The sequence below is a fragment of the Streptomyces sp. NPDC054757 genome (assembly GCF_053612185.1).
In genome coordinates this window covers 114,028-126,041 of the sequence record NZ_JBSHBW010000015.1, presented here as the reverse complement: position 1 = coordinate 126,041, position 12,014 = coordinate 114,028, and the positions used below count along the sequence as shown (strand labels likewise).

Genomic DNA, 12,014 nt, shown 5'->3' with positions numbered 1-12,014 from the left:
GGCCACGTGCACGGCTCCGACCGGCGAAGCCGCTTTCAACTGGCGCGACACCTGGCGCCCGGCTCATGGCCGGCCACCAGGCCAACACCCGGTCAGATCTCAATGGAGTTCTGTGGATGTGCCGGAAAGCTCCTGGACCACCGGAGGCTTCACGGCCGGAGCATCGATGATCCAGATGTTGCGCTGTCGGTCGGCCAGGAATGCCGAGAGTGCGAGGAGAAGTGCCCCCGCTGCCACGACAAGGGCGACCAGGAGTGCGCCGTTGACACCGTGAGCGTCTGCGAGACTGCCGGAGACGGCTTGTCCGGCAGCCGTGCCGAGGGGGCCGCCGGCGCACAGGATGGTCATGGCGACCGCAGCCCGTTCGACTGGGGCGAGGCGTTCGGTCAGCGCGTACAGGCTGATCATGTAGGGCGCGACGGTGAAGCTCGCGACCGCGACCGCGGCGGGGACGGACACCAGTTGGGCGCCGACGAAGAGGACCAGCATGCCCGCGCAGAGGATCGCGGCGAACGACACGTATCGGGCGCGAAGAGAGAACTTCTGCGGGAGCCAAGCGCAGGCGGCGCCTGCAAGGGCGCTGCCGATGCCGAACTCGGCGTACACGAGTCCGGAAGCACCGGGCTTGTCGATCATGTTGGCGTAGACGGTGACGGCTGTCTGGACCGCGCCGAAGATCGCCCCCATCGCGACCATCGCCAAGAACATGACGGCCAGGGGACGGCGGGGCAGGTGCGGCTTCTCCTGCCGACCTGACGGCCGCTGGTGCGTGCTGCGGTGAGCGTAGGTCAGGGCAAAGGGGAGGGTGGTTGCTGCGATCAGAGCCATCGTCGCGACAGCGGGCGCGAGGGGGCTGAGGGATGCGAGCAGCCCGACGAACGCGGGGCCGGTGACGAAGCTCAGCTCATCGGCGGACGCCTCGTAGGACAGCGCCGTAGGCAGCAGGTGGCGCTCATTGCGGGATTGAACCAATCGTGACCAGTGCACCCGTACGAGGGGGCCGACCTGAGGCTGGGTCAGGCCCACCAGCGCGGCGGCGGCGAACATGCTCGCCCGGCTGCCGTGGCCGGCGGCCAGCAGGGCTGCTGCCCAGGCCGCAAAGTTGGCGATCGCTGCGGCCACTCCGACGGTCCGGTGGCCGTACCGGTCGGCCAGAGCTCCGACCAGGGGGCCGCCGATGGCGATGGCGATGCTCTGGGCCGCGCTGGCGAGCCCGGCGAAGGCGTAGCTGTGAGTCGAGGCCTGGAGCAGAATGAGCGTGGAAAGGGCTGAGGTGGCGTATGGCAGGCGGGCCAGGAATCCCAGAGGGAAGAAGCCGACGCCTGCGACATGCAGCAGGGAGCGGTAGGACACGAGATCTCCGTCGGGCGCGTCAAGGGGACGCGCCACCCAGCCACCAACGCGTCGACGAGCCCGATTCTGGTCGTCAACGTAGCGGAGACGGCTGAGGGCTGTACAGATCCCTTGACCAAAGCGGCTGGAACAACGAGGCAGCGGGTGCGGGGCTCGGACCGCCGTCCCTGGAAGACCGGCTCAGCGCGCGGGATGGGCCGGGATCATGAGCGGCCGCTCAGCTTGTCGAGCAGGAGGTCGCGCAGAGCGTCGATGTCCGCGTCGAGGGCCACGTCGATCTCGCGTCCGACCCGTGCGTCGTCATATCCCGAGCGGGTGTCGATGAGAGTCGCGCCGCGTGCCGACGTGGAGTCGCACACCACATCGACTGCCAGTCGCCGGCACTTCAGTATGCCGGGCCAGATCGCCTCGGCGACGGCCACCGCATCATGCAGGACAAGGCCGTCCACTCCGAGTTCCCGCTGATAATGGGCACGATAGGGGGCACAGACGGAGGCCAGGGAGGCTCCGACCGGGCCGGAAGCTGCGAGGGTCTTGAGCCACTCGTCACTCACCCAGGCCCGATGAGTCAGGTCGACGGGAACCAGCGTCGTCGGCACGTCGGAATCGACGAGGACGCGTCGAGCTGCCTCCGGGTCGCTCCACACATTGAATTCGGCAGTCGCGGTGACGTTGCCACCTGATGCCGCCCCGCCCATCACCACCAGGCGGCCGATGCGAGAGCGGAGTTCGGGGTAGACGGCCAGGAGCAGTGCGACATTGGTCATGGGGCCGATCGCCGCGATCGTCACGGGCGTCTGTGCGGTTCTCAGGACGTCGGCCAGTACTTCAACGGCCGGGCGCGGCTGTTCGCTCCCCAGTGGAGCAGGAAGCGAGCCTGACGCTCCGCCGAGGCCGTCCTTGCCATGGGCGTATTCGGCGCGGTGGGGGTGTGGGTAGACGAGTGGGCGTTCGGCACCCCTGGCTACCCGTACGTCGTCGCGGTCGCACATCGCGAGCACCCTGAGCGCGTTGAGGGTTGTCTGCTCTACGGCTGCGTTCCCGAACACGGTGGTGATCGCGCGGAGGTCCACGTGGGGACTGCGGGCAGCGAGAGTGATGGCGAAGGCATCGTCTATGCCGGGGTCGGTGTCTATCACGAGGGGGACGCGCTCGGAAGTCACTGGGTTTCTCCATCCAGCCGGGGTTGATGCCCGTGAGGTTTCCCCGGGGTTGCCGGGCGGCAGCTGCCGGCCGAGGCTACGGGCCTCTGGTTCAGCCAGGCGTTCGCATTCTCCAGCGGCCGTCTGCGCATGGTCACTGACATTCTTTCGGTCAAGCTCATCTCCGCGAGCGTTTTCCCTGATCCTTCGACCTCGAATATGGGGGTCCAGCCGCCCAATTCTCCGCGCGGTGCAACGATCTTCCCCCGAATGCGGTCGGTCCATACCTTGATCTCGCCTTTGTAGGCGATACCGACCGAACTCACCGCGTCTGCTCCACGGCGTTCCCCCTTGAGCGCAGTAATGTGTGCTATTTCCTGGGCACCCATACCGTCGACAAACCATTTCACAAGTGCACCTGGAAGAGAGTTCCAGGAATCGATCTCAAGTCCCGTGTCCTCGACGATCACCGGATCGTCCCAGGAAAGTTTGACGACCTGCTCCAACTTGTTTCTGACGACGACCTCCGGGGCCGGGGACTGGATTTCGTCCATGTCGACCCGTATCCCTTGAATCTCAGGGATGATCTGTTTTGCCTCTTCCAGCTTGATGGGGTTCGTGCTCGCGAAGATAATTTTTCGCACTGCGGCAGCGTTCCTCACTATGCTTTGTCTTTTCGGTACCATTTCGGGGATCCGGTGCGAATATCCTCGGCCTGCAGGAATCTCCCGGGTTCCAATTCTTTGGAATTGTCGTACGGCTGAAATCCGTCACGGAATCTCTGCCGTATCTGACTTCTGATTTCCCGGCCTTTTACCCCCATCCTGCGGTGAAAGGAACTGTTAGGTTGCAGGAGGATGAAGACCCGGTCCCGCACCTCGTAGGTGAACCGGTTGTGGCCAGGGCCGTAGAGAGGCGCGAAAACGGGAACGAAGTAGTCCTCACCATCGAAGGAGAAGCGCCATTTCTCGTCCAATAGGTCTTCCTCCCGAAAGGGGCGGGCTTCGGCATCGTCGCACTGCATCAGGGTTTCAATCAGAGTGCGGAGCAGACTGCCAAGATGCGCCGTATCCCGGCCGAATTCACTGGCGGGGAACGAGTAAATAAACCCGTCCATGGTCTCACGGAGAGCGGCGCGACTGAAGTGATGGAGCAGCCCGACCGAAGACCTTATGTGCTCCGCGATGGACAAGGACGGATCATATTCAGGGGCACCCCACAGATTGGCCGCGGCAGCGAAAGGGCAGTAGGTTCGCCTGGCGACCGGGGTGAATTGCTTGACAGCCGCAGCCTGCCTGGGATTGTGGTCTCCACCAGAGAATGCGTCGAGGGCTCGGTCGTGGAATCCGTTCTCAAGGACTTCCACGAGATCCAGTTTGAGGCAGACGCCCAGATCCAGTAGAGATATCTGGAATTCTGCTATGACTTCTGACAGAGGCCTGAGGGTGTCCTCGCTGCCGCTCCCATAGGCGTGGCTGTAGAGCGCGATGTTTCGCATGATGTCAGTCAATGATGTCCTGCTGAGCGCCAGGGCCTCTCTGACTTCCCGGCGCCTTCCTGTCGCACGCCGGTCTTCGATGAGTTTGCTGATGGTCGCATTGTGGCCGAGGTCCTGATATGACTTCTTGAGGGTCACCCCGTAGATGTCTGCTATCCATGAGCTCGTGGCGTAGAGACCGGCGACCGATAAGCCCACGCTTGGCAGGTCGCCGTGCTCGACGGCGGTCTCCAGGTTGGAGCACAGATCAAGGAGGTGGAAGGCCGCGGGAAGAGGGCCGGCTCCGTGGCCCTGGCGGAGGGCGATCCGTTCCACCGCGGCTTGGATCTGCCCCACGTAGAGCTTCGACGGGGGGTGAGATTCAGGTTCGAACCCAGCGGCTACGACCGAGTTCGTAGCGGACCGCCTGCCATTATCACCGTTCACTGGACCAGCATTCGCAACCACTGAAGTTCCGCCCCCATGCCGTAGAACCTGGTGAATTCTCTACATCTCTGACAGGCCGAGATCACTCATCTCCGCTACTCGATATAACGGAATATCTCCGGGAGAGTCCGGACGACAGGCACCATGAGATGATCGAAGTGACCCAGATCCTGCAAGGCATTGCGTGCGTCATGGAATATGACGCACCTCAGCCCCACATCCTGCGCAGCCAGTGCATCGTCCACGGTATCACCGATCAAGATCACATCATCGGGAGAGGGTCCCCCGAGAGCGGCAAGATGAGCCTTGAGGTGTTCTGCCTTTGTGTCCGCCCCCGAGCCCTTATAACCATCGGCGCGTAAGAAAAGGTCTGCGATCCCGTATTTTTTGATCTCCGGGACCAGCTTCTCATGGGGGTGCATGGAAAGCAGCGACTGAGTCCGTCCGGCCACGGCCCACCTTCTGAGTACGGCGTCGGCATGGGACGTCAGAGCCAAATTGACTGCCAGCCCTCGGTAGGCGGCCTCGAAGGACTGCCGGAGGACACCGTAATCGGCCGCACTCAGCGAGCGCTTCGCCAGTTTCTCGAAGAAGGAAGATATGGGTCGCGTGAAGTGCTTTCGGTGGTCCTCGATGGTGATCTCGGGGAGACCCGCAACAGCGAAAGCCGCGATAACCGATCGCATCATGATGCGGCCGTCACCGAGCAGGGTCCCGTTCCAGTCCCACACGATATGAGGATTACTTGTCATTTCTATTCCTTGTGCATGAAATTCACCAACGGGCCGGGCAGGGCCTGGAGCCGTTACTCCAGGCCCTGGGACAGTTCCTGACCGATCGACTGGCTCAGGGCTACTTCTCGATCGGCGCAGCCGTCGCGCATCGGCAGTCGACATGGGCTTCGGAGCCGCCGTCGCACAGCGACCGGGTCATCTCGCCCACGATCTGCCTGAAGCGGGCGGCATGTTGCCTGCGCGGCTCGTGCCAGTCGTGGGCATTCATGTCATGGTCCGACAGGCCGGCACCCAGCGTGATGACGCCGGCGAAGGTCGCGAAACACATGCCGGCCTCGCGCGCCATGATGCAGTCGGTCCCGTTGGTGTGGCCGATGACGTCACCGCCGAGCTGCGCGAACATCCTTACCTCGGCCCGGGTTTCGAACCGCGGCCCAGGAACACACACGCAGCAGCCCTGCGGGGCTATGTGCATACCCAGGGCTTTTCCTGCACGAATCATGTGGGCGCGAAGGTTCGGGCAGTACGGCTCGGTCATGTCGGCGAAGCCGAACCGGTCGTCCTCGAAGAACGTGAACTGCCGGTCCCTCGTGAAGTCGATGAACTGGTCCAGGACGAGCATGCTCCCGGTCGGGAGCGAGTGCCGTAGCGTGCCGACCATGGCGGTAGTGAGCACCATCCGAACGCCGGCCCGGGACAAGGCGTCCATGTTGGCCCGGTAGTCAATCGCGTGCGGAGGAACCGGCCGCCCGGAACTGTTGCGGGGCATCACGATCAACTCATACCCGTTCAGCGTTCCGACAGTTGCCTTCACCGAACTGTCGCGCGTCGGCAGTTGGACTTCCCTGGCGTTGTCGAGCCATTCGCGGGCATCGACATCCTGGCTTCCGACGATAGCAAGCTCGGCCATATTCTTCGCTCCTAGAGATGACTTGAACGAGTGCACGAGTGATCCGCCGGAGAATCCGGCAGGATGCAGGCAAAGCAGCGCGTCATAGCACCGGATATTGAGGAATTCCGGAGCCTCGGCAGCGGACTACGAAGGTGTGTTTCCCGACGTGATTACTTTCTCGCGCACAATTCGGGCCCCCTCGTACGCGCATGGGCCAGCGGACCTGTCATCACCCAGTGGCGGAAACTCGCCGTCACTGAGCGCCGCATGTCGCTTCAATAATCGACCCGGATCACGCTAGCAAGATTTAGCCACTCAAAGGCATGCGATTTTAAGCCGCGTCAAACACCCGCTTGGTAACTGCACCAATGTTTCATTGCCGCCTCATCCGTACGAGACCGGACGACTCCCGCAGTAAGCGTTTTCCCTGCTCGCAGGGTTGCCGGCTGTCAGCAAGCGCCGGCCCGTAGTTGCGGGAGTCTCCACAGGGAGAGTGGTCTCTCATGGCTGGATAGGCCATGTTGACGTTTGATCCGTGTAGAGGATCCACGCACCGCACCTGGTTCCCCCGCATGATCGGACCGGGGACAGCAGGACCGTCCAGGGGACCGCAACCGCATCCCCGAATGGACAGCCATCAAACACGGGCCGGACAGGCCGCGTTCCCAGGCACGCACTCCCTCACCTGCGGCGTCACCTTGGTTACGGCCGCCATGAGGCGCATACCGCTGCTCTGGCGGTCCGCACTACAGCGCGGACCGCACTTCAGCGATCTCACCAAGAGGTACTGGATGACCAGTGCTTGGCAAGCATGCTTCTGATCGTGCTGACGGAGATACGACCAGTCGGCCGACACCCCACCAGCCTCTTCGTCCGCATGCGCCCCTCAAGGCCGCCTTCAAACAGCGAGGATCAGCTCGTTCGGGACACGAGGCCCCAGAGAACTGTGACGGCCGACTGAGGGCCTCGTGCAGTTCATGCCCGCGTGGGGGCCGGATCCGCCATCCGGACAAGGGGCGAGGCGGAGTCGGCTGTGGGCGGTGATCACCAACCAGATGCAGCGATCGGCGGCGGCTCGTACGGTTCCGCTACTCAACGAACGAACTCCCGGCCACCAGAGCGAGTGGGAGCCGGGGGCCGAGCCGGTTCGGGTCGGCACCCACGGCTTTCCCGCATGGAGACAGGTCAAAGATCTGCACGCCCCTAACCCCGATACGTCTCAAGCAGCCGCAGCCACACCTCGCTGATCGTCGGATACGCCGGGACCGCGTGCCACAGCCGTTCGATGGGCACCTCCCCGGCGATCGCCACCGACGCCGAGTGGAGCAGTTCGCTGACGGCGGGGCCCACGAACGTGGCGCCGACGAGTACCTCGCGGTCGAGGTCGACGACCATACGGGCCTGGCCCTTGTACCCATCGGCGTAGAGCCCGGCTCCCGCGACGCCCGCCATGTCGTAGTCCACCGCCCTGACCCGGTACCCGGCGCTCTCCGCCTCGGCGAGTGTGAGTCCCGCGGACGCCGCCTCCGGGTCCGTGAAGACCACCTGGGAGACCGCAGCGTGGTCGGCGGTCGCGGCGTGGGCGCCCCAGCGGTCGGTTTCGAGCAGGGGGACGCCCTGGGCGCGTGCGGTGATCGCGGCGCCCGCGATACGGGCCTGGTACTTGCCCTGGTGGGTCAGCAGGGCCCGGTGGTTGACGTCTCCGACGGCGTAGAGCCAGTCGGTGCCATCGACCCGGCAGCTGTCGTCCACGGACAGCCAGGAGCCCGCGTCCAGCCCCACCGTGTCCAGGCCGATGTCATCGGTGCGAGGGGCGCGGCCGGTCGCGACGAGGATCTCGTCGGCCTCGATCCGCCCGCCGTCCTCCAGGTCCACGGCCACCGGCCCGTCACCGCGCTCGACCGAGACGGCGGACGTGTGGAACCGGATGTCCGCCCCGGCCTCCCCGAGGGCCGATGCGACCAGCTCGCCGGCGAACGGCTCCATCCTCGGCAGCAGCCCGCCGCCGCGTACCAGCATCGTCACGCGTGAGCCGAGTGCCTGCCAGACGGTGGCCATCTCGGTGGCCACCACTCCCCCGCCGACGATCACCAGCCGTCCCGGCACGGCGCGGGCGCTGGTGGCCTCGCGGCTGGTCCAGGGCCGGGCGGCGGCCAGTCCGGGAATGTCGGGGACGACGGCGCGGGTCCCCGTGCACACGGCGACGGCGTGCCGTGCGGTCAGCTGCCGCTGCTCGCCCCCGGGACCCGTCACCGAGACCGTCCTGCGGCCGGTCAGCCGCCCCTGGCCGCGGTAGAGGTCCACCCCGACGCTCTCCAACCAGCTGACCTGGCCCTCGTCCTTCCAGTGCGAGGTGTACTCGTCCCGGTGGGCGAGTACCTCCGCCACGTCGAGGGGCCCCTGCACCGCCCCGCGCAGCCCGGGGACCCTGCGGGCGTCGGCGCGCGCCGTCACCGGACGCAGCAGGGCCTTGCTCGGCATGCATGCCCAGTACGAGCACTCGCCGCCGACCAGCTCGCTCTCGACCACCGCCGCGCTCAGGCCTCCGGCACGGGCGCGGTCCGCCACGTTCTCGCCGACCGGGCCCGCTCCGAGTACTACCACGTCGTACACCGTGTTCTCCATGCCATCGGTCATGGGAGCCAGTCTGGTACGGGGTGTGGCGTGCGGCCACATGGGCAGTCGGAATACGACAGTGAACATCACGGTTGACGCGGGCGAACACACCGGTCAGCCACGAAAGGCGGGCACAGCATGAGCACGGTCGAGCTCACGAAGGAAAACTTCGACGACGTCGTGACCGAGAACGACTTCATCCTGATCGACTTCTGGGCTTCTTGGTGCGGACCGTGCCGTCAGTTCGCCCCGGTCTACGAGGGCGCGTCCGAGCGGCACGACGATCTCGTCTTCGCGAAGGTCGACACGGAGGCCCAGCAGGAACTGGCCTCGGCCTTCGAGATCACTTCCATCCCGACCCTGATGATCGTCCGTGACAACGTCGCGGTCTTCTCGCAGCCCGGCGCTCTGCCGGAGGCCGCTCTGGAGGATGTGATCGGGCAGGCCCGCGCACTGGACATGGACGAGGTCCGCAAGTCGGTGGAGGACGCCAAGGAGAACGAGGCGTAACGCCTCTCGTCCCGGTCGGAAGGACTGGTCGGGCCCGGGTTCCGGTGGAACCCGGGCCCGACGCCGTCCGTGGCTCGCTCCTCCTGACGCCGTCCGTGCCTCGTCCCGCCCGGCGCCGTCTGCGCTTCGCCCCGCCCGGCGCCCTCCGTGCCTCGCCCCGCCCGGCGCCCTCCGTGCCTCGCCCCGCCCGGCGCCGTCTGCGCCTCTCGGCGCAGGCTCAGCGTTCGAGTACGAGCGCGAGCCCCTGGCCGACGCCGATGCACAGGGCCGCGAGGCCGGTGCCCGAGCCCGCAGCGGCCAGCTGGTGTGCGACCGACCCGGCGATCCGGGCCCCCGACGCGCCGAGCGGGTGGCCGATCGCGAGGGCGCCGCCGAGCGGGTTCACGACGGACGGGTCGAGTTCCGGCCAGGCGGCCAGACAGCCGAGCGACTGGGCGGCGAACGCCTCGTTCAGCTCGAAGGTGGTGAGGTCGCCGAATCCCCTGTCCGCCTTGGCGAGGGCCCGGCGGACCGCCTCGACCGGGCCGAGTCCGAAGAGCTGCGGCTCGACACCGGTCACCGCGGACGCGCGGATGCGCGCGAGCGGTTCCCGGCCGGTGGCGCGCAGCCCCTCGTCGTCGACCAGCAGCAGGGCGGCAGCACCGTCGTTGAGCGGCGACGCGTTGCCCGCCGTGACGGTGCCGTCCGTGCGGAAGGCCGGCTTGAGCCGGGCGAGCGCCTCCATGCTGGACCCGGCGCGAACGCACTCGTCCCGTACGAGGTCGGTGCCCTCGTACGGGACGACCTCCGCCTCGTAGCGGCCCGCGTTCCAGGCCGCGGCCGCCTTGGCGTGGCTGGCCAGCGCGAAGGCGTCCTGCTGCTCCCGGGTGATGCCGTGCTTGTCGGCGATGAGTTCGGCGCCCTCACCGAGCGGGACGGTCCACTCGTCCGGCATCCGCGGGTTGGTCATCCGCCAGCCGAGCGTCGTGGAGTGCAACTGCTGGTGCCCGGCCGGAAAGGCCCGTTCGGGTTTCTGCAGCACCCAGGGGGCCCTCGACATCGACTCGACCCCGCCCGCGACGGCCACCGACGCGTCGCCCACCGCGATGGCGCGGGCGGCCTGGATGACGGCTTCGAGTCCGGAGCCGCAGAGCCGGTTGACGGTGACGCCGGGGACGGAGACCGGAAGCCCCGCCAGCAGCACGGCCATTCTGGCCACATCGCGGTTGTCCTCGCCCGCGCCGTTGGCGTCACCGAAGTACACGTCGTCGATACGGGAGGGGTCGAGGTCCGGCGCGCGTTCCACGAGCGACCTGACCACGTGGGCCGCAAGGTCGTCGGGGCGCACCCCGGCCAGTGCCCCCGCGAACTTCCCGACCGGGGTGCGGACTGCGTCGACGATGTAGACGTCGCGGATGCTCATCGGACCACTCCCAGCCACCCGGTCGTTCGCCAGGTGAACGATCGTTCAAGACGGGTTACCGCCCGAGTCTCTGTCCGCCTTCCCGCCCTGTCAACGCCCGTTGGCGCTCACTGCCCCGCGAACACCTTCCAGAGGCCCGGGTCCTCGAAGCCGAGTGCCCAGAGCGAGGTGCCGCGCACCCCGTACCTGCGCACGGCGGCCAGCTGCACGGCAGCCCCCCGCGCGTCCTGGTACCAGACGGTCCTGAGCTCCTTCCCGTCCCGGTACGTGAAGTGCGGGGTGCCCGAATCCGGGTCGAGGGCGTAGGGCGCGCCCACCTTGCGGCGCAGCGCCTCCGCCTGCTTCCAGGTCACGTGCCGGGCCGCCCGGCTGCCGTCGGCCGGCCAGTCCCAGCCGTAACCGGGCAGCGCCGTCTCGATCTTGGCGGCGGGGACCAGTGCGGTCGCCCGGCGCAGGATCTCGTCGTACCAGGCCGTGCTGGAGAGCGGTCCCGGCGGGCCGCCTGACCAGTGCAGGTCGTACGCCATGATGCGCATCCGGTCGGCGGCCCGGCCGATCGCCGCGTAGTCCCAGATACGGCCCGTGCTGGCCGTCTGGGGCGAGACGGTGACGACGCACTGCTTCCGCACGGCGTGCAGCTTCGCGCAGAGGCCGGTGACGAAGGCCGCGTAGGCGGAGCGCACTCTCCGGTACCGCGCGGTGGGGGTGGTGGTGATCGTCTCGTAGTCGAGGTCGATGCCGTCGTAGCCGTGGCCGCGGGCGAGCCGGACCAGGGCGGCGGTGTGCGCGGCGCGCAGGGCGGGTGTGGTGAGGATGTCCGCCAGTTCCCCTGCCTTCATGGTGTCCATGTCCATGACCGTGGGGACGACCTTGATCCCGGCCCTGTGCAGTCCGCCGATGATGCGGGTGTCGCCCGCGCCGGGGTGCCCTTCGGTACGGTCCGCCGCCGCGGCCTTGTACCAGAAGGGGCTGACGGTGTGCAGCTGACCGGCGTGGCGCAGGGCGTCCTGGTAACCGGCCTCCTGGTCCCAGTAGGGCAGCCAGGCCGAAGCGGTGCGGTGGGGGCCGCCGGTGTCCGGAGAAGCGTGCGGGCTCGCGGCGGCCGCGGTCGTGGGGAGCGCCAGGGCGAGGGCGCAGACGAGGCCCGTCGCCGAACGGGCCGTGCGGGAGGCACGCGCAGTGATCATGGGCAGAGGGTGGCGCCGGTTACAGGGTCCCGCCCCGCGGGCTGGTCCGTCCAGGTCCTCGATGACCCGGATGACGGCGTATCAGGGTGACGACAGCGGCCGGCCCGGCTCATGACGGACTCGCCTCGTCCGGCCGAGCCGCGTACGGCGGATGCGGCCCCGCCGGACGAGGCCCTGGAAAATCCCCCGCGGGCCGCGGCGATCCGGGCCGCCCGGGGCGCTCTTGTGCCCGGCGGGTGCAGTGGCTTAGGTGG

General features: G+C 67.2%; 10 protein-coding genes. 1 reads left to right on the top strand and 9 read right to left on the bottom strand.

The annotated features are described in order from the left end of the window. Positions 1-99 precede the first annotated feature (99 nt). The 7 genes from ACWGKJ_RS19375 to ACWGKJ_RS19345 all read right to left on the bottom strand — a co-directional run bounded on the left by ACWGKJ_RS19375 (position 100) and on the right by ACWGKJ_RS19345 (position 8,682). The gene (locus ACWGKJ_RS19375; RefSeq protein WP_385033343.1) at positions 100-1,353 is read right to left on the bottom strand and encodes an MFS transporter; all 1,254 of its coding nucleotides are present in this window, start codon (positions 1,351-1,353) and stop codon (positions 100-102) included. A 203-nt stretch (positions 1,354-1,556) separates the two neighbouring features. After that, the gene (locus tag ACWGKJ_RS19370) at positions 1,557-2,516 is read right to left on the bottom strand and encodes a nucleoside hydrolase (RefSeq protein WP_385033340.1); all 960 of its coding nucleotides are present in this window, start codon (positions 2,514-2,516) and stop codon (positions 1,557-1,559) included. After that, positions 2,513-3,139 carry a non-canonical purine NTP pyrophosphatase gene (locus ACWGKJ_RS19365; protein ID WP_385033337.1) on the bottom strand — a complete coding sequence of 209 codons (627 nt, stop codon included), beginning with the start codon at positions 3,137-3,139 and terminating at the stop codon, positions 2,513-2,515. The genes ACWGKJ_RS19370 and ACWGKJ_RS19365 overlap by 4 nt, the downstream gene beginning before the upstream one ends. Before the next feature lie 17 nt (positions 3,140-3,156). Next, positions 3,157-4,329, bottom strand: coding sequence for a YqcI/YcgG family protein (locus tag ACWGKJ_RS19360; RefSeq protein ID WP_453315773.1), 1,173 nt, complete (start codon positions 4,327-4,329; stop codon positions 3,157-3,159). 185 nt (positions 4,330-4,514) lie between these two features. Next, on the bottom strand, positions 4,515-5,171 hold the full coding sequence (locus ACWGKJ_RS19355; RefSeq protein ID WP_385033331.1) for an HAD family hydrolase: 657 nt from the start codon (positions 5,169-5,171) through the stop codon (positions 4,515-4,517). A gap of 100 nt (positions 5,172-5,271) precedes the next feature. Then, positions 5,272-6,063 (bottom strand): MTAP family purine nucleoside phosphorylase, encoded by a 792-nt coding sequence (locus tag ACWGKJ_RS19350; protein WP_385033328.1) that lies wholly within the window; start codon positions 6,061-6,063, stop codon positions 5,272-5,274. 1,185 nt (positions 6,064-7,248) lie between these two features. Next, positions 7,249-8,682, bottom strand: a complete 1,434-nt coding sequence (locus tag ACWGKJ_RS19345; protein ID WP_385033325.1) for a dihydrolipoyl dehydrogenase family protein — start codon at positions 8,680-8,682, stop codon at positions 7,249-7,251. Between the two features lie 117 nt (positions 8,683-8,799). Between ACWGKJ_RS19345 and trxA the strand changes: the two genes are divergently transcribed. Next, complete coding sequence (gene trxA / locus ACWGKJ_RS19340; protein WP_385033322.1) at positions 8,800-9,171, top strand: thioredoxin; 372 nt, start codon at positions 8,800-8,802, stop codon at positions 9,169-9,171. A gap of 217 nt (positions 9,172-9,388) precedes the next feature. Here the strand turns inward: trxA and ACWGKJ_RS19335 are convergent, their stop codons facing one another. Next, a complete protein-coding gene (locus ACWGKJ_RS19335; protein ID WP_453315772.1) occupies positions 9,389-10,573 on the bottom strand; it encodes a thiolase family protein in 1,185 nt (394 codons plus the stop codon). A gap of 107 nt (positions 10,574-10,680) precedes the next feature. Continuing rightward, positions 10,681-11,760, bottom strand: a complete 1,080-nt coding sequence (locus ACWGKJ_RS19330; protein WP_385033655.1) for a glycosyl hydrolase family 18 protein — start codon at positions 11,758-11,760, stop codon at positions 10,681-10,683. Positions 11,761-12,014 lie beyond the last annotated feature (254 nt).

Coding starts and splice junctions, on each gene's coding strand:
- ACWGKJ_RS19345 (WP_385033325.1), bottom strand. CDS start 8,682: ATGACCGATGGCATGGAGAACACGGTGTACGACGTGGTAGTACTCGGA.
- ACWGKJ_RS19355 (WP_385033331.1), bottom strand. CDS start 5,171: ATGACAAGTAATCCTCATATCGTGTGGGACTGGAACGGGACCCTGCTC.
- trxA (WP_385033322.1), top strand. CDS start 8,800: ATGAGCACGGTCGAGCTCACGAAGGAAAACTTCGACGACGTCGTGACC.
- ACWGKJ_RS19330 (WP_385033655.1), bottom strand. CDS start 11,760: ATGATCACTGCGCGTGCCTCCCGCACGGCCCGTTCGGCGACGGGCCTC.
- ACWGKJ_RS19350 (WP_385033328.1), bottom strand. CDS start 6,063: ATGGCCGAGCTTGCTATCGTCGGAAGCCAGGATGTCGATGCCCGCGAA.
- ACWGKJ_RS19335 (WP_453315772.1), bottom strand. CDS start 10,573: ATGAGCATCCGCGACGTCTACATCGTCGACGCAGTCCGCACCCCGGTC.